The sequence below is a fragment of the Lysobacter sp. TAB13 genome, from assembly GCF_052113885.1.
Classification (GTDB): domain Bacteria; phylum Pseudomonadota; class Gammaproteobacteria; order Xanthomonadales; family Xanthomonadaceae; genus Lysobacter; species Lysobacter gummosus.
Window position 1 is genome coordinate 196,176 of sequence record NZ_JBFRDR010000002.1, and the last position, 25,452, is coordinate 221,627.

Below are 25,452 nucleotides of genomic sequence, written 5' to 3' on the forward strand. Positions count from 1 at the left end.
GTGTCCCTGGTCTCGCGAGTTACTAGCGGCGCCCAGCCAAAGCTAAGCAAGGCAAAGCCAGGCAAGGCTAAGCAAGGCAAGGCTGAGCAAGGCCAAGCAGGGCAAGGCCAAGCAAGGCAAGGCCAAGCAAGGCAAGGCAAGGCAAGAACAGATCAGCCGCTTTTTCAGGAGGCAAACCCCCGCCCCCACCGTGTAAAGTGACGCCGCCGGGTCCGCCCGGTGGGGGGACGATCGCGATCGCGTCGAGGGGATACGAGTGCAACAAGCAATCCGACTGGCCGGCTTCTTCGCCGCGCATGGCGTGTGGAGCGTCGCCGACGGCGAAACCCTGATTCCGATGTACGCCTTCGAAACCGCCGAAGGCGCGCGGCACATGGCCCGTTACGCCACCGAAGAACCGGAGACCGGCGTCGGCGAGGCGCGCGCGCGGCTGGCGCTCAATCCCGACGAGGCCCGCCACGCCGTCATGGTCCACGACGGCTACATCACCCTGCCCTCGGGTCGCACCGATGCGCTGATCCTGGCCGTGCGCGATTACGCCAACGACCTCGCCATGACCCTGGCCATCCCCTATCGCAACGCCGCCCACCCGCAGGGCTTCGCCGTGCACCGGCCCAAGTTCCTGGACTGGCGCGGCGACAGCGAGCCCGATTACGAGGTCCTGGGCGAAAGCTTCTTCGCCGGCGTGGAAGAACACGAAATGGGCGATCGCGTCTGGCAGGCCAAGCTCGACGATTCGCTCTGAGCCAATGCCGGGCGGGGCTCCGGCATTGACCCGCGTCACAGAAGCGCAGCGCGCCGGCGGAAACTGCAACCTGCGACGTGGATGATGGCGGGTCGCTCGCGCAGGCCATGCGCGAACCGTCCGACCCGCCCAGCCGAAACCCGCCAGACCATGGGGACCGCGTACCGATGAGCGATCCGCAACGCCGCCGTTTCCTCATCGGCCTCGCCGTGGGCGGAGCGGCGACCGTGGCAGGCCCGGTGGCGATGTGGCGCTGGACCGGCGGCCACGGCCACACGCTGGCCTCGGCGCCGGATCTGCAGTTGCTGCCGCCTCAGGCGCGCTTCGTCCAGCCGCTGCGCCTGCCCGGCGGCGAAGGCCTGATGGCGCAGATCGATCTGAACCACGCCCTCGACCTGAGCGCGCAGAGCATCGCCCAGGGCCTGTTCCCGGGCGCGGCGACCACGCTGTGGTCCTACGTCGGCAAGGTCGGCGGACGCGAGGCGATCAATCCGCTGCTGCGCGCGCGCCGCGGCGATGTCATCGACGTCGGCCTCGACAATCGCCTTAGCGAAGCCACCACCATCCACTGGCACGGCCTGTCGGTCGATGAAGCCAACGACGGCAGCGGCCTGCATCCGCTGGCGGCCGGACAGCGCCGCCGCTATCGCCTGCGCATCGACAACCGCGCCGGCCTGTACTGGTATCACGCCCATCCGCACGGCCGCACCGGCGTGCAGTTGCAGCGCGGTCTGGCCGGGCTGCTGTTGATCGAGGACGAAGAAGAACTCGCCCTGCGCGCCCGCCTGGGCATGCGTTGGGGCGAACGCGATCTGCCGCTGATGATCAGCGACAAGCAGGTCGCCGCCGACAACGCCATCGTCTACAAGGACGGCGCCGACGACTGGATCGGCAACCGCGTGCTGGTCAACTGGACGCCCGAGCCGTATCTGGAGGTGATCCCGGCCTGGTACCGCTTCCGCCTGGCCAACGTCGCCAACGCGCGCCTGCTGCGGCCGTGCTTCCAGGCCGGCGACAAGGTGCTGCCGATGCAGTTGATCGGTTGCGACGGCGGTTTGCTCGAACGCGCCTGGCCGATCGACGACGTATTCCTGGCGCCGGCCCAGCGTGTGGATGTGCTGGTCGATTTCAGCGCGCTCGCGCCCGGCGACAAGGTCGTGCTGCGCAGCCTGGAATACGTGGCGATGGAAAACGAAGACGAGTCGGGCGCGTTCCTGCCCGATCCGATGGGCGACCACCCCGGCGCTGCGGCGATGGGCGAGGCGCTGGACCTGATGGAGCTGCGGGTGATCGATTGCGCGCCGCGCGACCGTCCGCCGGCGCGGTTGCCGGAGCTGAGCGCGATCTCGAAGATCGCGCCGCTGCCCGACACCGGCGACTGGCCGCTGCGCGCGCTGCGCCTGCGCATGGACGAGCAAGGCCGCTGGTTCATCAACGACTGGAACTTCCACATCAACGGTCACGAGCCGGCGTTCTCGATCAAGCGCGGCAGCCGCGAGGTCTGGGAAATCCGCAACAGCATGACCAGCATGCCGCACCCGATCCATCTGCACGGCTTCCAGTTCCGCGTGTTGTCGCGCGCGATCAGCCCGCCCGACATCCGCGGCCGCCAGGTCACGCCGGGCGGTTTGAATCCGCAGGACATGGGATTCAACGACACCGTGGTGGTCTGGCCCGGCGAGATCGTGCGGCTGGCCATCGATTTCTCGCAACCCTTCACCGGCACCCAGCGCTACATGCTTCATTGCCACAACCTCGAACACGAGGACATGGGCATGATGCTGACGTTCGCGGTGACGGACTGATCCCGATAATCCGCACGCCGTTTCCTGGAGCTTTCGTATGCCGCGTCCGTCCCTGTCCCCGCTCGCGCTGTCGTTGTCGTCGTTGTTGGCGCTGAGCGCCTGCACTGCTTCGAAGGATTCGAACCAGGGCGCCGAAAACGCGGCCGCAGCCCCGGCGCTGACCGCGGCGCAGGTGAGCAGCGAGAAAGCAAAAATCAGCTACATCGTCGGCCGCGATTTCGCCGCCAGCATCGAGCCGATCCGCGGCGAACTCGATACCGAGCTGGTGCTGCGCGCGATCCGCGACGCCCAGGCCGGGCGCGCGTCCTTGTTCGACGATGCGCAGAGCAAGAAGATCCGCGAAGGCTTCAGCGAACATCTGCGTGGCGCGCACGATGCGCAGGTCAAGGCGCTGGCCGCGCGCAATCTGGAAACCGGCGACGCGTTCCTGAAGAAGAACGCGCAGGTCGCCGGGGTCAAGACTACGGCCTCGGGTCTGCAGTATCAGGTGCTGCGCGAAGGCAAGGGCGCGCATCCCAAGGCCAGCGACACGGTGCGGGTGAATTACCTCGGCCGGCTGCTCGACGGCAGCAAGTTCGAAAGCACCTACGACACCGATCATCCGGCCGAATTCGTATTGGCGCAGGTGATGCCCGGCTGGACCGAAGGCGTGCAACTGATGTCGCCGGGCGCGGAGTACCGGTTCTGGGTTCCGGCCAAGCTGGCTTATGGCGATCGCGGCCTGGCCGGGCAGATCGAGCCGAATTCGGTGTTGGATTTCGAGATCGAGTTGTTGGAGATCGCGGGCGAGGGTGTGCCTGTGCATGATGAGTGAGGCGGGTTTTCGCGATCTGAGCGGAGAGCATCGGGGCTGAAGCTCCCTCCCACAAAGCGAAAGCATCGGGGCTGAAGTTATTTCCACAACCGGCCTCGATTGCCACAACAGACGTCGTTGGCCTGTCGCGCCGATGGGCCGCTCACCTGTTGGCACTATCGCTGTGACTATTCATCGACACTGACATCGATAGCCACACCGCGCAGGCACACTTTTCAGAACGATCGCGCGAAGCCGCGAAGTCTGTTGTGGGAGCGGCTTGAGCCCCGACGCTTTTCGCTCAGATCGCCACAACCCGACATTCCACCCGCCCAAGCGCCCAACTTGTGACCGCAACCTCAGCCAGGCGAGCAACGGCCGCGAAATCCGTCGCAATCGTGTAGCAGTTTTCCGGCCACACTCCGCAGCCATCGCATGTCGCAACGTCGCGATCCCGTCCCAGCCACTCCCCGTCTTCGGAGACAGCCAGTGAACCTCAAGCTCAAGGGCGCGACCGCCCATGGCGCCATCGCCACGTTATTGATCGGCGCCGCCGTGCTAGCCCCCGCGCAGGCCGGCCAGCGCACCTTGCAACTGTCCGAGGACGACACCCACAGCAAGCCGATCGCCGCCGCGTCCGCGCTGCGCGCCACGCCGCTGGCCCAGGCCGTTTCCGACCGCGTCTGCGAGACCGGCGCCAAGTGGCTGCGGGTCGGCTTCAAGCAGCTCAAGCTGTCGGGCTACGACTCGCTGGTGCTGACCAGCAGCGGCGGCGACAAGCTGGTGTTCGAAGGCCAGCACTGGAACCAGCGCAGCTTCACCACCCGCGCGCTGCGCGGCGAGTGCGTGGACATCAAGCCTTACTTCAGCCAGCCCGACAGCGCCTTCCAGCTCGATCGCTACGAATACAGCGCGGTGCCGCTGGACAAGGCCACCGTGGTCGTGGCCGGCGCCGGCGACATCTGCGACACCAGCGGCAATGCCTGCCAGGGCACGTCGGATCTGATCGTCTCGATCAATCCGACCGCGGTGTTCACCGCCGGCGACAACGCCTACAACAGCGGCACGCTGAGCGAGTACAACAACCGCTACGCGCCGACCTGGGGCCGCTTCAAGGCGCTGACCAGCCCGTCGCCGGGCAACCACGACTACAGCACCACCGGAGCCAGCGGCTACTTCGACTACTTCAACGGTGTCGGCAACCAGACCGGCCCGGCCGGCGATCGCAGCAAGGGCTATTACAGCTGGGACGTGGGCGACTGGCATTTCATCGCCCTCAACACCATGAGCGGCGGCACCGTCGCGTCCGCGCAGATCAATTGGCTCAAGAGCGATCTGGCGGCGAACACCAAGCCCTGCACCGCGGCTTACTTCCACCATCCGCTGGTCAGCCGCGGCAGCTACAGCGGCTACACCCAGGTCAAGCCGTTCTGGGACGCGCTGTACGCGGCCAAGGCCGATCTGGTGCTGGTCGGCCACGACCACAATTACCAGCGCTACGGCAAGATGAATCCGAGCCAGGCCGCGGCCAGCGACGGCATCCGCCAGGTGCTGGTCGGCACCGGCGGACGCGCGTTCTACAGCATCAGCGGCAGCCACCCGCTGTTGGAAGCCAGCAACGCCAGCACCTTCGGCGTGTTGAAGCTGACCTTGACCGCGAGCGGCTACACCGGCGATTTCGTGCCGCGCGCCGGCAGCAGCTACACCGATCACTTCACCGGCACCTGCAACAAGGGCGGCAGCCCGTCGCAGTCGCTGACGCTCAACGCGGTGCGCGACGTCACGGTCAAATCCGGCGGCACCCGCGACAACAGCGCGACCTTGTTCGCCGACGGCAGCGACGGCGGTCAGGTGCTGCGCGGCCTGATGGGCTGGAACGTGTCCAGCGCCAACGGCCTCAACCTCACCGGCGCGCAGGTCAAGCTGCAGGTCAGCGACAAGTCCGCCGGCGCCTACGATCTGTATCAGGTCACCGCCGCCTGGACCGAAGCGAACGCGACCTACAGCGGCGCCACCTACGGCACCAAGCTGGGTTCGGTCACGCCGAACGCGACCGGCGCGCAGTACGTCACCCTCAACGCCGCCGGCCTGCAACTGGTCAAGAACTGGGCCTCCGGCGCGGTCGCCAACAACGGCGTGATCCTGGTGCCGGCCTCGGGCGTCACCGACGGCGTGGACTGGTCCGCTCGCGAAGGCGCCAACGCGCCGCAGCTGCTGCTGAGCTACACCACGCCGTAAACGCACGCAGCGATCTTCCTCGCGCAGCAACAACGACAACGCCCGCGAATCGCGGGCGTTGTCGTTTGCATCGGTGGTGCCGCGTGTTCGATTCAGCTCATCTGCAAAACCGGACGCGTATTGGCATTGGCGCCGGTGCCGAGCATGAGCTTGACCGATTCCTTGATGCGTTCGGCGCCGCCGAGCTTGACCGCGGCGATCAGACGCTCGCCGATGGTCCGGCTTTCGTCGGCGGTGCTGGTGTGTGCGCCGAGAATCGCCAGGCCTTTTTCGGTCAGGCGATAGCGCAGCGCCACGTGCACGAACGGAACGCCGTTCAACGACTCCTTGACGCAGGCGGTGCTGCGCAGATATCCCTCGTCCATCAACCACTCGAACGTCGCGCCGCAGGCGAGCACCGCCGCGGCCATGGCCTCGCGATTGGACGGGTCGACACCCGGCATGTGACGCGCCGATTCCTCGGCGTTGAAGCGCGCTACGACGGGATGCTGCTCGAGCGCCGCGGCGCAGATCCGAGCAGTGGCAATGCTGAAAACTTCGATGTTTTTCATGAATGACGCCCCTGACGTCCTTGCTATTTACGAGGGCATTACGTAAAGACGGCGTGATGAATGAAGTGCTAAGAATTTGAAAAATAAAGCCTATTTCTTGCGCTTGATCGCGTGTGAATTGTGATGGAGGCCGGCGGAACCATGACAAACTGACCCGGCGCGACACAAGCCGTACGCGTTACGGCACCCGCGCGGGCGAGCATCGATCAGATACATGAACGAGTTGTGGTTCCGAAAGTCTCAAGTTTCGGCCGGAGCCAATTCGATCACCGTGTCGATGCTATCGGGCAGCGTCGCAGGCAATGCGATCAGCGCGTCGCCGCCGTCGCGGCGAACGCTCAGTTCGCGACCGCCGTCGAGCAATCGCGCGCGCTGCGCGCCGGCCGCGCGCACGCGCAGCTCGCCGCCGGCCGGGCGCTCGAACACGTGCAGGTACAAGCGCCCGTCCTTGGCGGTGATCCGGCCCCAGTCCACCGCATCGAGCGGATTGGCCTGGGTGGCGTAGATCGAATCGCCGTTGCGCTTGAGCCACGCGCCGATCTCGCGCAGGCGTTGCACGCTCGCCGGCGGCACGGTGCCGTCGGCCATCGGCCCGATGTTGAGCAACAGATTGCCGCCCTTGCTGGCGGTGTCGGCCAGATCGCGCACCAGCTCGCGCGTGGACTTCCACTTCGTATCCAGCGCGCTGTAGCCCCAGGTGCCGTTCATCGTCATGCACGCTTCCCAGTCCACGCCGGCCACGCCGCGCGCGGGAATCGCCTGCTCGGGCGTGGTGAAATCGCCGTGGGCGCGATCGAACCACTGCAGGCTGCCCTGCGGATCGTCGTAGCCGAGCGAGCGATACAGGCGATTGTTCATGACGATGCCCGGCTGCGCCTTGCGCACCATCGCCATCAGTTCGCTCGCGCGCCAGGTTTCGCCTTCGGCGCCGGGATTGGAGTAGTCCCACCACAGCACGTCGATCGGGCCGTAGTGTTCTACCAACTCGCGCACCTGTGCGTGCAGGAAGTCCTGATAGGCCTTCAGGTCGGCGCGCTTGGCGTAGTCGGGATCTTCCTTGTCGCCGGCTTTTTCCAGGGGATGCGGCAGCGGGTGTTCCAGGCGGGCGAAATCGCGATACGGATACGCCGGGTGATGCCAGTCGATCACCGAGTGATACAGGCCCACCTTCAGGCCTTCGGCGCGCGCGGCCTGGACGATTTCGCGGACCAGATCGCGGCCGGTGGCGTCCTTGGCGTCGAAGTCGCTGACCGCGCTGTCGTGCAGGGCGAAGCCTTCGTGGTGCTTGCTGGTGAACACGAGATACTTCGCGCCCGATTGCTTGGCCAGCCGCGCCCACTCACGGGCGAAGCCGGGCTTGGGCTTGAACAGCGGCAGCATCTGCCGGGCGTATTCGGCGGTGGGCACGTGCGCGGTGCGCTCGATCCATTCCGCCGTGCCCTGCATCGGCTGGCCGTTCCAGCGTCCGGCCGCGCCCGAGTACAGGCCCCAGTGCACGAACAGGCCGAAGCGCGCCTCGCGCCACCAGCGCATGCGTGCGTCGAACGCGGCCTTGCTTTCGCTGGGCGCGGTCACCACCGGCTTCGGCACCGCCGCGGCGGGCGTGGCGGCGATTGCGGGCGAGGCGAACGCAGCACAGGCCAGCGCTGCGCTCACGGCGCGCGAAGCGAAACTTTGGACAATCGCGAAGGACATCGAAGCGCTTCCGGCACAGGGCGAACCGCATCGGAACAAATGCGGGGCGATGCAGTCAACCGTTGCGCATCGTCAGCGCCATGAATCGGCGACCGGGTTTTGTCGATGTTTGAATCGATTTGGACATGCGCGGAAAAATCAAAAGTGCGCGCATGCGTCAAAAGAAATCCAAACGCCGCATGTTGACGCCATCGCGTCGCCCGATGGCGAACCTCGCACCGATCCGCACTAGACTTCGACCATCATCGTCGCGTTCACCGACCGCAGGAGTTTCATGGATCGTCGCCGCTTTCTCGTGACCACCTCCACCGTCGCCGCGCTGGGCGCGGCACCTTTGGCCGATGCCTTGGCCGGCGCTCCGGCGCCGCAGGCGCGCAACGATGCCGACGCGGCGCCATCGCGGCCGCGGCCGAGCCCGCAGCAACTGGCCTGGCAGCGCGAAGAGCTGGCGATGTTCGTGCACTTCACCGTCAACACCTTCACCGATCGCGAATGGGGCGAAGGCACGGAAGACCCGCGGGTGTTCGATCCCAGCGACCTGGACGCGCGGCAGTGGGCGCGCGCGGCCAAGGCCGGCGGTTTTCGCAGCCTGATCCTGATCGCCAAGCATCACGACGGCTTCTGCCTGTGGCCCAGCGCGACCACCGAGCACAGCGTGCGCAGCAGCCCGTGGCGCGGCGGCCAGGGCGATGTGGTGCGCGAGTTCGTCGAGGCCTGCCGCGCGGAAAACCTCGGCGTGGGGTTCTATCTCTCGCCCTGGGACCGGCACGAGCCGCGCTACGGCAGCGGCAAGGCCTACGACGATTTCTACATCGCGCAACTCAGCGAACTGCTGAGCAACTACGGCCCGGTGGTCGAAGTCTGGTTCGACGGCGCCAACGGCGAGGGCCCCAACGGCAAGCGCCAGGCCTACGACTGGCCGCGCATCCATCGCACCGTGCGCGAACTGCAGCCGCAGGCGATGATCTTTTCCGACGCCGGCCCGGACCTGCGCTGGATCGGCAACGAACGCGGCGTGGCCGGCAGCACCTGTTGGTCGATGGTCGATCCCGCGCGCGTGCCGCACGCCGGTTTCGACCGGCCCTGGATCGGCGAAGCCTTGCAGCAGGGCGATCCGCAGGGCGCGGTGTGGCGGCCGGGCGAAACCGACGTGTCGATCCGTCCGGGCTGGTTCTGGCACGCGGCCGAAGACGCCAAGGTTCGCAGCGCCGATGGCTTGATCGATCTGTATTTCAGCTCGGTCGGCCGCAACAGCAAGCTGCTGCTGAACGTGCCGCCGACCCGCGCCGGCCGCTTCCACGATACCGACGTGGCGAACCTGGCGCAGTTCGCGCGCAAACGCGAAGCGATCTTCGCCGGCGGCAATCTGCTGGCCGCCGCGCGCGTGCGCGCCAGTTCCAGCGCCGACGCGCATCCGCCCGCGCATGTGCTCCACCGCGATCTGCAGCATTACTGGATGCCGGCAGTGCCGGCGCGCGCGGGTTGGATCGAGTTCGAATTCGACCGCCCGATCGAGTTCGACACGCTGTGCCTGACCGAGGCGATCGAACACGGACAGCACATCGCCAATCACCGCTTCGACGCTTGGCGCGACGGGCGCTGGCAGACCTTCGCCTGGGGCACGACGGTGGGCTGCAAGCGCCTGGAGCGTTTCGACCCGGTGCGCGCGCAGCGGCTGCGCCTGGAGGTCGAGTTCGCCTATGCGACCCCGGCGCTGAGTTCGGTGGCCTTGTATCACAGCGGCCGGGCGTGATCTGAACCGAGATATCTCTGTGGGAGGGGCTTCAGCCCCGTTGCTTTCCGCTCCGATCGCCGCGCCTGATCGAAAGGCATCGGGGCTGAAGCCCCTCCTACAGAGACCTCGGCGCGCTAAGTCCGTGATTCTGAACTGCAATTCAGCCTCCCACATGCTATGGTTGCACCAGAAGGGGAGTAGCTCCCAACTGTCGTATCGTCATTACGGGTCCACGACCCCGGTGCGACAGGCATCCGACCCCCGGCCACGCGTCGGCCGGATGCGAGCAAGACCTTCGCCGCAAGCGGCGAAGGCACGTCTCCCGATCTCCACCGGATGACGCTTCGTGGCCCGCGGCCATGAGGCGTTTCTTTTATCCGGGAGATACAAATGGAAACCATCGGTAGTCCGATGCTATGGGGCGCGTTCGCCGCCTTCGTCGTGGTCGCGCTGCTCGTCGATCTGGTGCTGATGCGCCACGGCGGGCCGCACAAGGTGACCTTCAAGGAAGCGGCTTGGTGGAGCGTGGGGTGGATCGCGCTGGCTTTGGTGTTCAATGTCGGGCTTTGGTGGTGGGTGAGCCAGCAGGCGGGCGCTGAAGTAGGCAACCGGGTCGGGCTTGAATTTCTGACCGGCTACTTGGTCGAAAAGTCGCTCGCGATCGACAACATCTTCGTGTTCCTGATGCTGTTCTCGTACTTCGCCGTGCCCGAGGAACAGCGCCAGCGCGTGCTGGTGATCGGCGTGCTCGGCGCGATCGTGCTGCGCGCGATCCTGATCTTCGCCGGCGCTTTGCTGCTGGCCAAGTTCCACTGGATTTTGTATGTGTTCGGCGCGTTCCTGGTCATCACCGGCATCAAGATGCTGCTCGCCGCCGGCAAGGCGCCGGACCTGGACAGCAATCCGGTGCTCAAGTGGATGCGCGGCCATCTGCGCCTGACCGACGACTACCACGACAGCAAGCTGTCGATCATGCGCGAGGGCAAGCGCTGGTTCACGCCGTTGTTCGCGGTGATCGTGCTGATCGGCGTCACCGACGTGATCTTCGCGGTGGATTCGATCCCGGCGATCTTCGCCATCACCAGCGATCCGTTCATCGTCCTGACCTCGAATGTGTTCGCCGTGCTGGGCCTGCGCGCGATGTTCTTCCTGCTGCAGGGCATGGCCGACCGTTTCCACCTGTTGCCGTACGGCCTGGCCTTGGTGCTGGTATTCATCGGTACCAAGATGCTGCTGATCGATATCTACAAGGTGCCGATCCTGGTTTCGCTGCTGGGCGTGGCGGCGATCATCGGCAGCTCGGTGGTGCTCAGCCTGATCAAGCCGGCGCCGGCCAAGCCGGACGCCGGCGCGAGCTGATCGCCGCGGCGGCCGGCTGAGCGGCCGAAACGCCGATAAAGGGACATGGCGGGCCGCGGCGCCGATGGTTACATTGGCGTCGCGGTCCGTTTTTCGTTTCCACCCTTTCGACGGTGTCGCGACATGGCCCGAACCGCCAGCAGCCAGACCATCGCAAAAGCCGCGGCGAAGAAAGTCGCGTCCAGGCAGGCGCCTGCAAAGAAGGCGCCCGCGAAGAAAGCAGCGGCGAAGAAAACGCCCGCGAAGAAGGCCGCACCTCGCCCCACCGCATCCGCGCCGCCGCTCGCGCACCGTCTCGACGACGCCTTGCATCAACTCAGGACCTCGTCCAGCCAAGCCTATCGCGACGGCTTGGCGCGCTACGCCATTCCAACCGACCGCGCCTTCGGCGTGCCCATGGGTTCGATCCAGGCCATCGCCAAACGTTTGGGCCGCGACCACGAACTCGCCGCCGCGCTATGGAAAAGCGGCTGGTACGAAGCGCGGCTGCTCGCGTCCTACCTCGACGATCCCGCCCAAGTCACCGCCGCCCAGATGGACGCCTGGAGCCGCGACTTCGACAACTGGGCGGTCTGCGACACGATCTGCTTCGCCTTGTTCGATCGCAGCCCGCTGGCCTGGCGCAAGATCGAACAATGGGCGCCGCGCCGCGACGAATACGTGCGCCGCGCCGCGTTCGCGATGCTGGCCAGCAAGACCGTGCACGACAAGGCGGCCGAGGACGCGCTGTTCCTGCGCGGCCTGGAACTGATCGAAGCGCACGCCGGCGACGAACGCAATTTCGTCAAGAAGGCGATCAACTGGGCGCTGCGCTCGATCGGCAAGCGCAACCTCGCCCTGCATGGCGCCGCGGTCGCGGTGGCAACGCGGTTGGCGGACTCGAAAGAAGCCGCGCCGCGTTGGGTCGGCAAGGACGCGCTGCGCGAACTGCGCAGCGCGGCGGTGTTGGCGCGGTTGGCGAAGAAACCTCGGGCCGTCAAAAGATCTTGATCAACTCCCTCTCCCGCTCGCGGGAGAGGGCTGGGGTGAGGGGATGAGCGCCGCAGGCGCGAATGCCGTTGCTTGAAGCTCTGTCGCCGGGCGGCCCTCACCCCAACCCCTCTCCCGCAAGCGGGAGAGGGGCTCCAACAGATGTTTCCGAGTAGCGTGTCAGCGAGCCTTAGCCCCCGGCTCAGCCAACTTCTCATCCTTGAACAACGCCACATGCGGCACGCCGTCCTCGCCGATCCAGCCGCGGTACATGCCCTCGGTGTTGAACGGCAAGGCGAAGCTGCCGTCGCTGCCGAGCGCGATCGCGCCGCCGTCGCCGCCGGCCTTGGGGATGTCGGTGTTGATCACGCCTTCGGAGGCCTGGCGGATGCTTTGCCCGGCGTACTGCACTCGCGCGCAGATCTCGTGCGCGGCCACCGCTCGGATGTAGTACTCGCCCCAGCCGGTGCCCGAGACCGCGCAGCGCGCGTTGGCGTAGGTGCCGGCGCCGATGATCGGCGCGTCGCCGACGCGGCCGTAGCGCTTGTTGGTCATGCCGCCGGTGGACGTGCCCGCGGCGAGATGGCCCTGCGCATCCAGCGCGACCGCGCCGACGGTGCCGAAATGCTTCGCCGTTTCGATGTCGGCGTGGGCCTGGCCGGCGGCTTCTTCCTTCAGCGCTTTCTGCAACTGCTGCCAGCGCTTTTCGGTGCGGAAGTACGAAGGCTCCACCAGGGTCACGCCGTTTTCCTTCGCGAAGGCCTCGGCGCCGTCGCCGGTCATCATCACGTGCTTGGATTTCTCCATCACCGTGCGTGCGAGCAGGATCGGGTTCTTGACCCGATGCACGCCGGCGATCGCGCCGGCGCGCAGGCTGGCGCCGTCCATCACCGCCGCGTCGAGTTCGTTCTTGCCGTCGTGGGTGAACACCGCGCCGCGGCCGGCGTTGAACTGCGGCGCGTCCTCCAGCACGGTGATGGCGGCGGTGACCGCCTCCAGCGCCGGCTTGCCGGCGGCCAGTTGCGCGTGGCCGGCGCGCAGCGCTTGCTCCAGCGCGGCGCGCGCGTCTTTTTCGTCCTGCTCGCTCAGGCCGGCGCGTTCGACCCCGGCGCCGCCGTGGATCACCAGCACCGGTTGCGCGGCCAGCGCCGCCGGCGCCAGCGCCAGCGACAACGCGATCGACAATGCGGCCGATCCCAACAAACGGTTCGAGCAGCGGCGGCGCGGCGGGTTCTTCATCTTTCGGCTCCAGGGGCGGGACGGGCGGTCGGGGCCGGCGCGCTCAGGCGGTGGGCTCGCGGCGGATCAGTTGCCCGGATTCGACATCATAAAGCTCTGAGAACGCCGGCCGTTCGACCTTGAAGTCGCGCATGCGCAAGGTGCTGTCCGCGCCGACGCCGATCACCGGCACCGCGCGCAGGCTCAGCGGCGCGCCCTGCGCGTAGACATCGGCGCGCAGGCTCGGCCGTACCAGCCAGACCTTGCCGCCGTTGCCGCTGAACACGCGGCCCTCGCCGTGCGCGTCGATGCACAGCGCGGTGTATTCGTCGATGCCCAGGCCGACCAGATCGTCGCGGCGATGATCCTGCGACAGCCGCGCCAGGAAGGCGATCAGCCGGCCCAGGCGGTCGCGCTTGCCGAAGTGGCTGTCGGTGATGACGCGCTGCAGATACGGCAGGTGCAGGAAATCGTCGACTAAGGTCAGCTTCGGCCCGGTGGGATCGTCCAAGGCCGCCTGCGAAACCACACTGCCGCCGTCCATGGCGCCGTAGGCGTAGGCGCCCAGGATCGCCAGCCCGGCGCTGGTGCCGCCGATCGGCTTGCCCGCGCGCACGTGGGCGTCGAGCGCGCGCGCCAGCGGCGTGCCTTTCCAGTAGCGCACGTAGCGCGATTGATCGCCGCCGGCGATGAAGATGCCGTCGGCGCCGCGCACGATCTCCAGCACGCGCGGATCGCTGGCGGCGCGGCGATCTTCGAACACCAAGGTCTGCGCGGCGGTGATGCCGCCGAGGTCGCGGAAGAATTCGTTCTGCGCTTCGGCCGCGCCGGACGCGCGCAGGATCACGATGCGGCCGTGGCCGGCGCGCTCGATCATCCAGGCGAAGGCCTCGCGCGGCCAATCGCCGCCGCCGACCAGCATCATCCCGGCGCGGGTCGGCGCCGGCCGCGGCGCGGCGAGATCGCCGATCTGGTAGTAGCGATAGCCCTCGCGCTGCGCGTCGTCGGCCGGCGCGGCGCTCGCGGGCGCTGTCGCCGGCATCTGCGCCGCCGCGCCGCCGCTGGCGCACAGCCACGCCAGCATCAGCGCCATCGCGCCCCCAAACCACTTCGACGAACCCTGCATGCTCGGTCTCCGGGACGGATCGTTAGCCATGACGAAGCAGGGCGCAACGATCCCCCACGACGCTCGCGCATCGGCCGTGAGCGGCGCGCGAGCATGACGGCGGCCCCGGCGCTGGGCTAATGTCGGCGCATGGACACCGCCCTCGACGCCTGGTTCACCAGCGAAATCCTCGTGCACGAAGAGGCGCTGGTGCATTACCTGCGGCGCTGGTGGTCGCAGGGCGACGAGGTCCACGACCTGCGCCAGGAAGTCTATGTGCGGGTCTACGAGGCCGCGGGCAAATCCCGCCCGCACCAGCCCAAATCGTTTCTGTTCGCGACCGCGCGGCACCTGATGACCGACCGCCTGCGCCGCGGCCGGGTGGTGTCGATCGAGCCGGTGGGTGATTTCGAGTCCTTGAACGTCTTGGTAGATGAGGTCTCTCCCGAACGCCGGCACGGCGCGCGGCAGAACCTGCGGCGCCTGGCGGAAGCCTTCGACCGCCTGCCCGAACGTTGCCGGCAGGTGGTGTGGCTGCGGCGGGTGGAGGAATTGCCGCAGAAACAGGTGGCGCTGCGCATGGGCATTACCGAGAAGACCGTGGAGAAACAGATCGCCAAGGGCATGCGCCTGCTCGCCGAGCATTACTACGGCGGCGCACAGGCCCTGGCCGAGATGGAGCCGGCGAGCGCGATCGAGGCAGGCGGGGGCCCGGGGACGGGGCGCTCGAAGCGGGGCGAAGCGCTGCCGCCGGCATCGCCGCGCGCGGCCGCGCAGCAGGTTCGGCAGGACAACACGCGGCAACCGCCGGACGACAGGAATCGCGGACATGGCAGGAAGCAGACAGATTGAACAGGCGGCCGCCGATTGGCTCGCCCGCCGCGACGGCGGCGATTGGTCGGCGCAGTCGCAAGCGCAACTCGATGCCTGGCTGGCGGAATCGACCGCGCACCGGGTCGCGTTCCTGCGCCTGAGCGCGGCCTGGAGCGAGGGCGACCGGCTCAAGGCGCTGGCGGCGGGAACCGAGCCGGGGCAGATGCCCGAGCGCGGCGCGTGGACGGCGCCGCCGTTCGCGGCGCGCGCCGAACCCGCGGCCGATGCCGAAGATGGCGATGCCGACGCCGCTCAACCTGCGCCGGCGGGATCGCCGGTGCGCGCGGATGCGCTGGTGTTCGCGCCGCGTCCGCGCGCGCCTCGCCGCTACGGCGCGCGTTTGGCCGCGGCCGCCGCGGTGGGCGTGGTCGCTTTGTCGATGTTTTGGGGCTGGTCGCTTTACGGCACGGTCGAGCAGGCCTCCTATCGCACCGCCATCGGCGATCTGACGACCGTGCCGCTGGCCGACGGCTCGCGCGCCACGCTCAGCAGCGACAGCCGCATCGACGTCGCCTTGTCGCGCGCGCAGCGCCGGGTGCAGCTGCAGCAGGGCGAGGCCTTCTTCGATGTCGCGAAAGATCCGGGCCGGCCGTTCGCGGTCGAAGCCGGCGGCCGCCGCGTGGTCGCGGTGGGCACGCATTTCTCCGTGCGCCGCGACGGCGGCGACCTGCGTGTGGTTGTGACCGAAGGCACGGTGCGCCTGGAATCGGAACCCATCGACGGCCATCGCCAGCCGACCACGCTGTTGCCGGCCGGCAGCATCGCCCTGGCCGGCGCCAACGGCGTGCTGGTGCGCAGCGTGTCGGTCGATGAGGCCGAGCGCGTGGTGGATTGGCGCAACGGCTATCTGGTGTTCCGCGACACGCCGCTGGCCGCGGCCGCGGCCGAGTTCAACCGCTACAACGCGCGCAAGCTGGTGATCGGCGACACCGCCGCCGGCGAGCTGCGCGTGGGCGGCAATTTCCGCTGGTCCAATGCCGAGGTCTTCGTCGGCCTGCTGGAACAGGCGATGCCGGTGCGGGCCGAGCGCTTGCACGACCGGATCGTGCTGCACAGCCGTTGAGCGCCGCGCGCGGCGTTTATCCGCGCCGGTTCTCGATCGCGCCCGTGCGCGCTGTCGCGCGCGCATCCCGATGGGCACACTACGCGCCGCGCGCGCGGCGGCTTTGCCCGGCGCGCGTGCGGGATTTGCCGAGTTCGTTCGTCTGATAACAAAGGCGCGGTCAGCGCCGACTGGGGAGGGGAAAGCCGATGGTGGGTCGTCTTCGTGTGCTGCTGTTGAGTTTGGCGTGTAGCGCCGCCCTGTCCGCGCAGGCGCAAGGCGCGGCGGTGAACATTCCCGCCGGCGATCTGGTGACCGCGCTGGATGCGCTGGCGCGGCAATCGGGCGTGCAGTTCGTCTACTCGGCCGATCAGCTCAAGGGCCTGCGCACCCAAGGCGTGCACGGCAGCATGGCACCGGCCGACGCGCTCGACCGTCTGCTGCGCGGCAGCGGCTACGCCGCGCGCCGCGATGCGTCCGGGGCGATGGTGATCGTCAAGAGCGCCGCTCCCGCCGCGCCGCCGTCGCGACCGCGCAACACGCCGCGCACGCCCGACGGCGCGGCCGCGGACATGCCGGTGATGACCGAGCTGGAAAGCATCCAGGTCACCGGCTCGCGCATTCCGCGCGCGCAGATCGAAGGCCCGGCGCCGGTCACGGTGATGACCGCGCAGGAGATCAAGGCCAACGGTTTCACCACCGTGCCCGACGTGCTGCGCGCGATGACCCAGAACGGCGGCGAGACCCAGAGCCAGCAGTCGGCCAGCGGCGCCGACTTCTCGCCCGGCGCGCAGCAGGTCGATCTGCGCGGACTGGGGCCCAACCACACCCTGGTGCTGGTCAACGGCCGCCGCATCGCCGACTTTCCGATGCCGTTCAAGGGCCGCAGCAATTTCACCGACATCTCCAATATCCCGCTGGGCATGGTCGATCGGATCGAGATCCTGACCGGCAGCGCGTCGGCGATCTATGGCTCCGACGCGATCTCCGGCGTGGTCAACTTCATCCTCAAGAAGCAGGCCGACGGCACCACGGTGGATATGCGCATGGGCGACACCACCCGCGGCGGCGGCGAGTCGTTCAACCTCAGCGTGTCCAGCGGCTACAGCAACGACCGTTTCAGTGCGATCTACGGTTTCGAGCTGCAATCGCAGAATCCGCTATGGGCCTACGAGCGCGCGCGCCAGGACTCGACCCGCGATGCGCCCACTGATTCCGCACGTGCGGCGCGGCGCGCGTTCCTGCGCACCAACTGGGACGACGAATACCTCGATCCCGGCGCCGCCTGCGATGGGCTGGCGCGGCTCAACGGCGGCAGCACCCATCGCGCTTCGCGCCCGGGCTGGGGCGTAGGCGGCGAGGACGGTTTCTATTGCGGCAGCGAAGCGGCGATCGGCTACGGCACCATGATCAGCGAGCGCGAAGGCGTGAACGCCTACGCATCGCTGAGCTATCGCTTCGACAACGACACCGAGTGGTTCGCCGATCTGCAGCTGGGCTATCACAAGCTGTCGATGTTCCGCGACGTCAGCAACTGGAGCTACCAGGCGCCCGACGGCAACGAACAAGGCTATTTCTTCAACCAGGCTACCGATCAGGTCGAATACTGGCAGCGCCAGTTTTCCCCGGAGGAAATGGGCGGCCTGAGCGCCGGCACCATCCGCAACCGGCAGAAGACCTTCAGCCTGACCACCGGCTTCAAGGGCCGCTGGGGCGAGCACTGGGATTGGGAAACCGCGCTGAGCCATTCGCAGTACCAGTCCACCATCAGCTGGCCGCAGATCGTCGCGTCCAAGGCCAACGATCTGTTTCTGGGGCCGCAACTGGGCACCGATGACGACGGCTTGCCGATCTTCAACGCCGATCCCGAGCGCCTGTATCGCCCGTTGACCCGCGCCGAGTACGACTCGATCGCCGCGCGCACCACCTACCAACCTAAGTCGCGCACCGACGCGCTGTCGCTGACTTTTACCAACACCGAGCTGTTCACCCTGCCGGCCGGCGCCGCCGGTTTCGCCGGCACCCTGGAAGTGGGCAGCCAGAGCTACAACCTGCGGCCCGATCCGCTGGCCACGCAGTACTACTACTACAGCTGGCGCGACGCCGACGGCCACGGCAGCCGCGATCGCTGGGCGGCGGCCGGCGAATTGCGCCTGCCCTTGCTCGACAGCCTGAATTTCAGCCTCGCCGGGCGTTACGACCAATACCGCTACAGCGGCCACAGCATCGACAAGTTCACCTACAGCGCCGGCCTGGAATGGCGCCCGGTCGAGTCCTTGCTGCTGCGCGGCTCCTACGGCACCGCGTTCCGCGCGCCGGATCTTCATTACCTGTATGCCGGCGAAGGCAATTCGGAATCCTCCGGCGTGGACTACTACCGCTGCCGCAGCGAGGAGCCGGGCACGGATCTGAGCGATTGCTCGTTCTCGGACGAAAACGTGGTGGTGACCCGGCGCGGCAACCGCAAGCTCGATCCGGAAACCAGCACCGCCTGGACCGCGGGCCTGGTCTGGTCGCCGCTGGCCAATCTGGATTTCTCGCTCGACTACTTCAACATCGACCTGCGCGACCAGGTGCAGGACCTGCGCATCGACGGCATCTTGCAGGACGAAGCCAGCTGCCGCCTCGGCCAGCGCCCGGACGGCAGCGCGGTGGACGCGAATTCGCCGACCTGTATCGACGCGCTGGCGCGCGTGGGCCGCAGCGACGACGGCAGCCTCTACAGCGCCTTCGTCAATCCGATCAACATCGCCCGCGAGCGCACCAACGGCGTGGATTTCAACGCGCGCTACCGCCTGGAAACCTCGATCGGCACATTCCGCTTCAACGGCAACTACAGCTGGGTGCGCGAACACGAAAGCCAGCAGTACGCCGGCGACCGGGTCGAGGATCAGTTCGCGGTCAACAGCGGCTTCGACATTCCGCGCAGCAAGGCCAGCGCCAGCGTGAGCTGGGACAAGGACCGCTGGACCGCGACCTTGCACGGCGAGCGCCTGGGCAAGTTGCCCAACTACGATTCCTATCAGGAAAGCTACGACCCGGCCGACGGCGGCAGCCCGTGGATCGGCGCGACCTACCGCTACAACCTGTCGCTGCAGTACCGCTTCACCGATCACGCCCAGCTGGCGCTGTCGGTGACCAACCTGTTCGACAAACTGCCGCCGAAAGACGCCAGCTACAGCAGCTACCCGTATTACGACGTGTCCTGGTTCGACACCGTCGGCCGCCAGGTGTTCGTGCAATACACGCACAAGTTCGGCGGCAGCGCGCTTTGATTGCCTGACGTGTCGCCGCAGGGACGCGGCGGCGCGACTTTTACGGCAACGTGATGTTCAAAACGGACCTCGTCGCCGCGCGCGCGGCGGCGATCGGATCAGCGCTCGCCGCCCGGCGTGCGCGCCACCACGAAGATGCGGCGGAATTCGAACCACGTTGTGCCGTCGCCGCGCGGCGGATAGGCGCGGTCCAGCATCGGCGCCAGTTCGGCGCGGAAGCGTTGCCAATCGGCCGCATCCAGCGCCGCCTTGACCGGCCGCAGCGCGGTGCCGGTGATCCATTCCAGCACCGCGTTATCGCCCGACAGGCGCTGCACGTAACTGGTTTCCCAGGCATCGACCATGCAGCCCAGCGCGGCCAGGCGTTCGGCGTACTGCTTGGGCGAATCGACCGCGTCGTCTTCGCGCAGCCCGACCTCGCGCAGGCGCTCGGCCCATGCCGCGCTCGCGGCAAGCTCGCGTGTGAGCACATGCGAAGGCGCATCGAAATTGCCCGGCACTTGGATCGCGATCCACGCGCCCGGCGGCAACTCGCGCACCCAGCGTTCCAGCAACTGCCGATGCTCGGGCACCCATTGCAGCACCGCGTTGGAGATCACCACGTCGGTATCGGCCTTGGGCGTCCACTCGCGCACGTCGATCAACTCCGCGGCGATCCCGGCCTTGCGCGCGGCCTCGACCATCTCCGGCGAGTTGTCGCTGGCTTCCAGCTGCGCCTCGGGCCAGCGCCGCGCCAGCGCGAGCGTCAGATTGCCGGGCCCGCAGCCCAGATCGACCACGCGCCGCGGACGTTCGATACCGATGCGCGCGGTCAGATCGAAGAACGGCCGGCCGCGCAGGTCGGCGAAGTCGAGGTACTTGCCCGGGTCCCACATGCGGCGGCTCCAGCTTGATTGCGAAAACAGCACTATACGAGTGGCCGGTCGAGATGGCGTGTGCGGCGGTTGTCGGCGTTTTGCTTGGTGAATCCAAAGGCTTTGCGAAAGCTGGCAAGGCTACCGGTACCGGAAGATCGTCAGTGCGAACCCGGCATGCCGCTGAGATCGGATTATTCGGAGTCTGGGTATGATGGTAACGGACGCATGATTCTGGAGGAAAAGCGCTGATGGCCATGCGCGAACGAGTTCCCTTTGCCAGCTTGCCCGCCGAGGTCAGGGCGATCGTTGAAACCGACGATTTCATCAAGGCATATGCATTGCCCGACTCCGGGAACTACATCTTATGGACGCGTAACCGATTCCTTGGAAAACAGCAGGAAAATGAATTTTCGGTAGAGCTGGGGCGGTCTCTTGACCGCGAGGAGCGCGAGAAGATGCTTCCGGCCTCGCAAAAATTAGCTCTCAAGGTTCGCGGTTTTTCGATCGTAAAAGGCTTTCGTTTAGAAGAAGGCACGGATTGTCTTTATGAGACTTATGCGGTTTGCGATCCTGAGAGTCAGCAGACAGTCTTGGAGTGTGAACAGATTGTGTTCGTTCCGACTATGCGCGCCATCGTCGATGTAGTCGATGACGCACTCGACAAGCTCATGTTCCCTCAGGAATATGCTGGATGGAGCGAAGATGAGAAGGTCATGCATTGGACTCAGTTTCTTTACAGGGTCCGACGCCAGACAGGCGAGACTGGTTCCGACCCCAACACCGTATTCGATACGGCGTTGCTTGAGTACATGAGCAGTATCGACCCCAATATCCGATCGATAATTCATCAAGTATTGGACAGGCTGGCGGGCATGGAGGTCGTTTCGGCAGCGGATCTCAATATTGCGCTTAAGAAGGGGTGGAGATAGTGCTGGGCGGATAGTGCTCGTGTCACAGGGCACGGCCGCACGGCCATGAGTGGCGTTCATGGTCGAATTTCAGTCGCCAAATCGATCCAGCAGAACGGCAAGCTTCTTCGGCGCCAATACGCGATAACTTTCAGTCAGCAGATCGGCAATCTCCTCCCAGTCGCTGCCCATATCGATCGCCGCGCCGACGATGTTCGCAAACCACACCGGCCTGAAAAACGGCGGCTTCGAGAACTTCGGCGCTGCCAAACGCGCAATCGGCAGTCGAAACGTCAGCACGACCATCGGGCCCGTAGTGCCGGCGGCTTCGGCATACGCCGGCGGCCAACCGTTGTCGATCATCACGACGTGGGCGAAGTTCTTCTTCGCCACCATCCAGCGGGTGCCGGTCCAGGCGGGTTCTTCGTAGGCCTCGGGTAACCCGAGACAGATGGCGTTGAGGCGGGTCAGGATCGGGAGCGGTACTGGCAGATGGTCCACCATCGCGGGTAGTCCTATCGATTGGATAGATATGCGATCTCGTGGATCGCGCGGATGCCCAGAGGCGTTTGCGCGTCATGGTATTGACCCGAGTATTGTTGAGGTCGCGACGATGTATGGGAAGAATCCAAACCTGATTGGGCCAAAGGGTCAACCATGGGAGCTAATCAGTGAGCTAGACTCGAACGGAGAGATCATGAGATTTGAGCGCCACCCAAGCGAACACTTCTTCAGTGACAAGAATGAGTTTGAGTTACCGCATTACCATGGTCCAAATGGCGAGCACTTGACCTACCGATCGCCGTATCGAGGATATGAAATGAAAGACGCATCTTCGTATTGGTCGCCGTTGTGCCACTTGGTACTGCAACTCCGCTGTTGGGTTCGCATCGCTTGGAAAGATGGTGCTTCGAGACAAACGGGGCATTGGGGGCAGCTTCTGACAATACCGGTGGATGGCTATCTGGAGGGGCCGGGTGGACCGATCCCGTTTCTAGATATCGAGTGGGTTGAAGTATCGACGAATCGTATTAAGGGGGGCATCGCCGGGCAGCCGCGACAAATGATAGTCGTGAAGGATGAGCTTCTTGGGGGTTTACGCGGAGCCCAGCTCGATTGGGAACTTCGTGAGAGCACGTGGTCGGTTGCAGGTGTTTTCGAAGAAGAGGAGGCCGTGCAGGTGGTCCGCGTTGTGAACCCATTCGGGCCGACGATAAAGTCGTAAAATGACGGCCTCGAAAACTTCGGCGCCGCCAAGCGTGCAATCGGTAGGCCGAAAGGTCAGCGTAGTCACAGGTCCCATAGTGCCAGCGGCCTCGGTATAAGCCGGCGGCCAGTCTTTGGCGATCACCACCACATGGGCGAAGTTCCCTTTCCCCACCATCCATCGAGTGCTGGTCCAAGCGGGTACTTCGTAGGCTTCGGGTAACCCGAGGCAGATGGCGTTGAGGCGGGTCAGGATCGCGGGTGGAATCGATGGGTGGTCGGTCATCTCGAGGTCTCCTGCCGGAATACGCACGATCGCCATCGTGAATCTCGAACGCGCGGCCCGCAACATCGGTCCATACACAGCGGCAGACGAACCACGCCGCCATTCGATTGCCCGCACCCGCCGCCAATCGAATCATCCGTAACCAAATGTGCGACCGCACAGCCCCGCATGTCCGCGGGACAAAATCCGTTCCGATTCGACGCGCGAATCGCGACCTGTATCAGCAATTTCGGCCGGCAATCGCGCGCACGGCCTACTACCTTCGGCTAATTCGCAACGTAGGCAGCGGATCGGTCGGTGGATCTGCGTAGAACGGCGGCCAACTTCTGTGTCCGTTACCGCGACTCTGCCTGGAGATTTCACCGTGAAAACAGCATTCGGCCTCGTGATCGGTTTTGCGTTCGCGCTCAGCGTGCCCTTCGGTAGTGCCTGGGCGGGGTCGCCGTACGGCGGCACTGCGTGGGCGTTGCCCGGGACGGTGCAGGCGGAGAATTTCGACCTGGGTGGGCAGAACGTGGGTTACTTCAATCCGGGCAATACCAATCCGGGCGGCCAGTATCGCAGCGACGGCGTCGGTATCGAGGCCAGCGGCGATACCGGCGGCGGTTTCAATGTCGGTTGGACGGTGGCGAGCGAGTGGCTCAACTACACCGTCAACGTCGCGCAGGCGGGCAACTACACGCTGCTAGTGCGCGTGGCCAGCCAGGGCGCGGGCGGCAGTTTCCATTTCAACGTCGATGGCGCGGTGGCGACATCGACGTTGAGCGTGCCCGATACCGGCGGCTGGCAGAACTGGCGGACGCTTTCGACCGGCATCAATCTGTCGGCCGGCACGCACGTGATCCAACTGCGGATGGACAGTGTCGGCGCGAACGGCAGCAGCGGCAATTTCAATTGGTTCTCGATCGGCGGCGCCGGTGCCGGTCCGGACTTCGGACCCAACGTGGTGATCTTCGATCCGGGCCTGTCGCCATCGACGATGCAGGCCACGGCCAACGATATCTTCCGGCTGCAGGAGCGCAATCAGTTCGGACCGGATCGTTACGCGATCCTGTTCAAGCCGGGCACGTACAACATCGACGTCAACGTCGGTTTCTACACGCAGGTGCTCGGCCTGGGCGCGTCGCCGGACGACGTCAACATCAACGGCGCGGTGCATGCCGAGGCCGATTGGTTCGACGGCAATGCCACGCATAATTTCTGGCGGGTGGCGGAGAATCTGGCGATCAATCCCAGTGGCGGCGTGAATCGCTGGGCGGTGTCGCAGGCGGCGCCGTTCCGACGCGTGCATGTGCGCGGCAACATGGCGCTGGACGATAACGGTTGGTCCAGCGGTGGTTTCATGGCCGATACGCGGGTCGACGGCCAGGTCAATTCCGGCGGCCAGCAGCAGTGGTTCACGCGCAATTCGCAATTGGGCAGCTGGGCCGGTTCGAACTGGAACATGGTCTTCGCCGGGGTCGGCGGCGCGCCCAACGGCGCATCGTGGCCGAACCCGCCCAACACCGTGCGCGCGACCGTGCCGGTGGTGCGCGAGAAGCCGTTCCTGACCGTGGACGCGTCCAATCGCTACAGCGTGTTCGTCCCCGCCCTGCGCAGCAACAGCAGCGGAACGACCTGGGGCAACGGCGCGGCGGCCGGCCAATCGATTCCGATCGAGTCGTTCCATATCGGCAAGGCCGGCATCGATAATGCGAATACGCTCAACGCGGCGTTGAACCAGGGCAAGAATCTGTTGCTCACGCCTGGCATCTATCGCTTGAACGACACCTTGCGCGTCACCCGCGCCAACACCGTGGTGCTCGGTCTGGGCCTGGCGACGCTGGTCGCGGATAACGGCGTCAACGCGATGAATGTGGCCGATGTCGATGGCGTCAAGATCGCGGGCATATTGTTCGACGCCGGTGTGACCAATTCGCAAGTGTTGCTGGAAGTCGGCCCGAACGGCAGTTCCGCCGGCCACGCCGCCAATCCGACTTCGTTGCACGATGTGTTCTTCCGCATCGGCGGGGCCGCGGTCGGCCGCGCCTCGGTGAGCCTGAAGATCAACAGCCACGACGTGATCGCCGACCATCTGTGGCTGTGGCGCGCCGATCACGGCACCGGCTGGGGCTGGGATCTCAACACCACGGTCAACGGCCTGATCGTCAACGGCAACAACGTCTCGGCCTATGGTTTGTTCGTCGAGCATTTCCACCAGTACCAGACCCTCTGGAACGGCAACAACGGCCGGGTGTATTTCTATCAGAGCGAGATTCCCTATGACGTGCCGAACCAGGGCAGCTGGATGAACAACGGCGTCAACGGTTTCGCTTCGTATAAGGTCGCCGACTCGGTGACCAGCCACGACGCCTGGGGCGTGGGCATCTACTGCTTCTTCAACGTCAACCGCAGCGTCAAGTTGTTCAGCGCGATCGAAGCGCCGGCCGCGGGCTTGAACGGCGCGATGTTCCACAACATGACCACGGTGTCGCTGGGCGGCGGCTATGGCGAGATCACTCATGTGATCAACCAATACGGCGACAGCGCCAACTCGGCCAATACCACGGTGCGACTGGTGAAATAGCGTTGGGGTCGCGATGCGCGCGGGTCCGTCCCGCGCGCATCGCGTAATGACGTGTGAGGTGCCGGCCATCCGGCGTCTTGCGACGGTTTGCACGCCGCTTGCGAGACGCACGCGGCATTGCCGCAATCGCTCTCACATGTGCGTCAACGCGTGATGGTTTCGGCCTTGGGCGCGTGCTTCATTGCGCGCGCGCCTTCCATGGTGGAAGGCCTTCAAGGAGGAAACA

General features: G+C 66.1%; 20 protein-coding genes. 13 read left to right on the forward strand and 7 right to left on the reverse strand.

Annotation, left to right across the window (positions count from 1 at the left end):
- The first annotated feature begins 256 nt into the window (after window positions 1–256).
- The 4 genes from AB4Y92_RS03640 (at window position 257) to AB4Y92_RS03655 (ending at window position 5,581) form a co-directional block, all read left to right on the forward strand.
- Entirely contained in the window at window positions 257–745 is a 489-nt protein-coding gene (locus AB4Y92_RS03640; protein ID WP_215057684.1) for a hypothetical protein, read from the forward strand.
- Window positions 746–912: 167 nt separating this feature from the next.
- Complete coding sequence (locus tag AB4Y92_RS03645; protein ID WP_441818411.1) at window positions 913–2,550, forward strand: multicopper oxidase family protein; 1,638 nt, start codon at window positions 913–915, stop codon at window positions 2,548–2,550.
- Between the two features lie 37 nt (window positions 2,551–2,587).
- On the forward strand, window positions 2,588–3,364 hold the full coding sequence (locus tag AB4Y92_RS03650; protein WP_441818412.1) for an FKBP-type peptidyl-prolyl cis-trans isomerase: 777 nt from the start codon (window positions 2,588–2,590) through the stop codon (window positions 3,362–3,364).
- A 468-nt stretch (window positions 3,365–3,832) separates the two neighbouring features.
- Window positions 3,833–5,581 carry a DNRLRE domain-containing protein gene (locus tag AB4Y92_RS03655; protein ID WP_441818413.1) on the forward strand — a complete coding sequence of 583 codons (1,749 nt, stop codon included), beginning with the start codon at window positions 3,833–3,835 and terminating at the stop codon, window positions 5,579–5,581.
- A 92-nt stretch (window positions 5,582–5,673) separates the two neighbouring features.
- Here AB4Y92_RS03655 and AB4Y92_RS03660 read toward each other — a convergent pair whose 3' ends face one another.
- A complete protein-coding gene (locus tag AB4Y92_RS03660; protein WP_441818414.1) occupies window positions 5,674–6,132 on the reverse strand; it encodes a hypothetical protein in 459 nt (152 codons plus the stop codon).
- A 240-nt stretch (window positions 6,133–6,372) separates the two neighbouring features.
- Complete coding sequence (locus AB4Y92_RS03665) at window positions 6,373–7,707, reverse strand: alpha-L-fucosidase (RefSeq protein WP_441818415.1); 1,335 nt, start codon at window positions 7,705–7,707, stop codon at window positions 6,373–6,375.
- On the opposite strand from AB4Y92_RS03665, the gene AB4Y92_RS03670 reads away from it, so the two are divergent.
- From AB4Y92_RS03670 to AB4Y92_RS03685, 4 genes are all read left to right on the forward strand, one after another.
- Window positions 7,685–8,059 (forward strand): hypothetical protein, encoded by a 375-nt coding sequence (locus AB4Y92_RS03670; protein WP_441818416.1) that lies wholly within the window; start codon window positions 7,685–7,687, stop codon window positions 8,057–8,059. The genes AB4Y92_RS03665 and AB4Y92_RS03670 overlap by 23 nt on opposite strands.
- 42 nt (window positions 8,060–8,101) lie before the next feature.
- Window positions 8,102–9,580, forward strand: a complete 1,479-nt coding sequence (locus AB4Y92_RS03675) for an alpha-L-fucosidase (RefSeq protein ID WP_441818417.1) — start codon at window positions 8,102–8,104, stop codon at window positions 9,578–9,580.
- Window positions 9,581–9,952: 372 nt separating this feature from the next.
- Complete coding sequence (locus AB4Y92_RS03680; RefSeq protein ID WP_441818418.1) at window positions 9,953–10,921, forward strand: TerC family protein; 969 nt, start codon at window positions 9,953–9,955, stop codon at window positions 10,919–10,921.
- A gap of 123 nt (window positions 10,922–11,044) precedes the next feature.
- Window positions 11,045–11,911, forward strand: a complete 867-nt coding sequence (locus AB4Y92_RS03685) for a DNA alkylation repair protein (protein ID WP_441818419.1) — start codon at window positions 11,045–11,047, stop codon at window positions 11,909–11,911.
- Between the two features lie 159 nt (window positions 11,912–12,070).
- Here the strand turns inward: AB4Y92_RS03685 and AB4Y92_RS03690 are convergent, their stop codons facing one another.
- Both AB4Y92_RS03690 and AB4Y92_RS03695 read right to left on the reverse strand, forming a co-directional pair.
- Complete coding sequence (locus tag AB4Y92_RS03690; RefSeq protein WP_441818420.1) at window positions 12,071–13,129, reverse strand: isoaspartyl peptidase/L-asparaginase family protein; 1,059 nt, start codon at window positions 13,127–13,129, stop codon at window positions 12,071–12,073.
- 43 nt (window positions 13,130–13,172) lie between these two features.
- On the reverse strand, window positions 13,173–14,234 hold the full coding sequence (locus tag AB4Y92_RS03695) for a cyanophycinase (RefSeq protein WP_441818421.1): 1,062 nt from the start codon (window positions 14,232–14,234) through the stop codon (window positions 13,173–13,175).
- 129 nt (window positions 14,235–14,363) lie between these two features.
- Between AB4Y92_RS03695 and AB4Y92_RS03700 the strand changes: the two genes are divergently transcribed.
- The 3 genes from AB4Y92_RS03700 (at window position 14,364) to AB4Y92_RS03710 (ending at window position 19,403) form a co-directional block, all read left to right on the forward strand.
- Complete coding sequence (locus tag AB4Y92_RS03700; RefSeq protein ID WP_441818422.1) at window positions 14,364–15,065, forward strand: RNA polymerase sigma factor; 702 nt, start codon at window positions 14,364–14,366, stop codon at window positions 15,063–15,065.
- Entirely contained in the window at window positions 15,043–16,149 is a 1,107-nt protein-coding gene (locus tag AB4Y92_RS03705) for a FecR family protein (RefSeq protein ID WP_441818423.1), read from the forward strand. Before AB4Y92_RS03700 ends, AB4Y92_RS03705 begins: the two co-directional genes overlap by 23 nt.
- A 188-nt stretch (window positions 16,150–16,337) precedes the next feature.
- Complete coding sequence (locus AB4Y92_RS03710; protein WP_441818424.1) at window positions 16,338–19,403, forward strand: TonB-dependent receptor domain-containing protein; 3,066 nt, start codon at window positions 16,338–16,340, stop codon at window positions 19,401–19,403.
- A 98-nt stretch (window positions 19,404–19,501) separates the two neighbouring features.
- Here AB4Y92_RS03710 and AB4Y92_RS03715 read toward each other — a convergent pair whose 3' ends face one another.
- On the reverse strand, window positions 19,502–20,278 hold the full coding sequence (locus tag AB4Y92_RS03715) for a trans-aconitate 2-methyltransferase (protein ID WP_441818425.1): 777 nt from the start codon (window positions 20,276–20,278) through the stop codon (window positions 19,502–19,504).
- 230 nt (window positions 20,279–20,508) lie between these two features.
- On the opposite strand from AB4Y92_RS03715, the gene AB4Y92_RS03720 reads away from it, so the two are divergent.
- Window positions 20,509–21,189, forward strand: a complete 681-nt coding sequence (locus AB4Y92_RS03720; protein ID WP_441818426.1) for a hypothetical protein — start codon at window positions 20,509–20,511, stop codon at window positions 21,187–21,189.
- Between the two features lie 69 nt (window positions 21,190–21,258).
- Here AB4Y92_RS03720 and AB4Y92_RS03725 read toward each other — a convergent pair whose 3' ends face one another.
- Together AB4Y92_RS03725 and AB4Y92_RS03730 are read right to left on the reverse strand one after the other, a co-directional pair.
- Window positions 21,259–21,672, reverse strand: coding sequence for a hypothetical protein (locus tag AB4Y92_RS03725; protein WP_441818427.1), 414 nt, complete (start codon window positions 21,670–21,672; stop codon window positions 21,259–21,261).
- 592 nt (window positions 21,673–22,264) lie between these two features.
- A complete protein-coding gene (locus tag AB4Y92_RS03730; RefSeq protein WP_441818428.1) occupies window positions 22,265–22,696 on the reverse strand; it encodes a hypothetical protein in 432 nt (143 codons plus the stop codon).
- Between the two features lie 328 nt (window positions 22,697–23,024).
- On the opposite strand from AB4Y92_RS03730, the gene AB4Y92_RS03735 reads away from it, so the two are divergent.
- The gene (locus AB4Y92_RS03735; protein ID WP_441818429.1) at window positions 23,025–25,226 is read left to right on the forward strand and encodes a carbohydrate-binding protein; all 2,202 of its coding nucleotides are present in this window, start codon (window positions 23,025–23,027) and stop codon (window positions 25,224–25,226) included.
- Window positions 25,227–25,452 lie beyond the last annotated feature (226 nt).

What these genes read in the sequence shown, in the direction of transcription:
- AB4Y92_RS03730 (WP_441818428.1), bottom strand. Translation starts at nt 22,696, where the DNA reads ATGGCGATCGTGCGTATTCCGGCAGGAGACCTCGAGATGACCGACCAC.
- AB4Y92_RS03715 (WP_441818425.1), bottom strand. Translation starts at nt 20,278, where the DNA reads ATGTGGGACCCGGGCAAGTACCTCGACTTCGCCGACCTGCGCGGCCGG.
- AB4Y92_RS03700 (WP_441818422.1), top strand. Translation starts at nt 14,364, where the DNA reads ATGGACACCGCCCTCGACGCCTGGTTCACCAGCGAAATCCTCGTGCAC.
- AB4Y92_RS03720 (WP_441818426.1), top strand. Translation starts at nt 20,509, where the DNA reads ATGGCCATGCGCGAACGAGTTCCCTTTGCCAGCTTGCCCGCCGAGGTC.
- AB4Y92_RS03680 (WP_441818418.1), top strand. Translation starts at nt 9,953, where the DNA reads ATGGAAACCATCGGTAGTCCGATGCTATGGGGCGCGTTCGCCGCCTTC.
- AB4Y92_RS03645 (WP_441818411.1), top strand. Translation starts at nt 913, where the DNA reads ATGAGCGATCCGCAACGCCGCCGTTTCCTCATCGGCCTCGCCGTGGGC.
- AB4Y92_RS03705 (WP_441818423.1), top strand. Translation starts at nt 15,043, where the DNA reads ATGGCAGGAAGCAGACAGATTGAACAGGCGGCCGCCGATTGGCTCGCC.
- AB4Y92_RS03725 (WP_441818427.1), bottom strand. Translation starts at nt 21,672, where the DNA reads ATGGTGGACCATCTGCCAGTACCGCTCCCGATCCTGACCCGCCTCAAC.
- AB4Y92_RS03685 (WP_441818419.1), top strand. Translation starts at nt 11,045, where the DNA reads ATGGCCCGAACCGCCAGCAGCCAGACCATCGCAAAAGCCGCGGCGAAG.
- AB4Y92_RS03690 (WP_441818420.1), bottom strand. Translation starts at nt 13,129, where the DNA reads ATGAAGAACCCGCCGCGCCGCCGCTGCTCGAACCGTTTGTTGGGATCG.
- AB4Y92_RS03650 (WP_441818412.1), top strand. Translation starts at nt 2,588, where the DNA reads ATGCCGCGTCCGTCCCTGTCCCCGCTCGCGCTGTCGTTGTCGTCGTTG.
- AB4Y92_RS03660 (WP_441818414.1), bottom strand. Translation starts at nt 6,132, where the DNA reads ATGAAAAACATCGAAGTTTTCAGCATTGCCACTGCTCGGATCTGCGCC.
- AB4Y92_RS03695 (WP_441818421.1), bottom strand. Translation starts at nt 14,234, where the DNA reads ATGCAGGGTTCGTCGAAGTGGTTTGGGGGCGCGATGGCGCTGATGCTG.
- AB4Y92_RS03710 (WP_441818424.1), top strand. Translation starts at nt 16,338, where the DNA reads ATGGTGGGTCGTCTTCGTGTGCTGCTGTTGAGTTTGGCGTGTAGCGCC.
- AB4Y92_RS03675 (WP_441818417.1), top strand. Translation starts at nt 8,102, where the DNA reads ATGGATCGTCGCCGCTTTCTCGTGACCACCTCCACCGTCGCCGCGCTG.